The sequence below is a fragment of the Pseudoalteromonas sp. SG41-5 genome, assembly GCF_014164495.1.
Taxonomy (GTDB): Bacteria; Pseudomonadota; Gammaproteobacteria; order Enterobacterales; family Alteromonadaceae; genus Pseudoalteromonas; species Pseudoalteromonas rhizosphaerae.
This window is the reverse complement of record NZ_JACJFH010000302.1, coordinates 1-372: the sequence shown is the minus strand read 5'-3', so window position 1 is coordinate 372 and position 372 is coordinate 1. Positions and strand designations below refer to the sequence as shown.

Sequence of the window (372 nt, the reverse complement as noted above, 5' to 3'; positions counted from 1 at the left end):
TATGGACAAACTCATAAAATTACTTATCACACTCGCTTTAATATTATTCGCTGTAGGATGTTCGTCAACAGGTAAAATTGATTACATGGTCGCAGGTGTCGGCACCGAAAATGGCAATGCAATTTGGGGGCGCTCTGTGGTATTTGATGATGAATGGGGAATACCGTCAGGGGCAATTGGGTGCTGCTATGGTGAAACTAGAGCGACGGTAAGTGTTTACGATCAAAAATTCCCAGAAAAAGTCGCGGTTGAATGGTTAGATAAGTCAGAAAATAGAATTTACTTTGGTGAAGTGGCAATAGATAAAAATGGTTATAGGTTAGCTAAAAATTTACCTTCATACACAGCGCATACAGGTAAGGTTTTTAAAGA

1 protein-coding gene is annotated in these 372 nt (G+C 39.2%); it reads left to right on the top strand.

Going from position 1 to position 372, the window contains the following annotated elements; genetic code table 11:
• On the top strand, positions 1 to 372 hold a 372-nt coding region (locus H5232_RS24825; RefSeq protein ID WP_182831729.1), incomplete at both ends, for a DUF2931 domain-containing protein.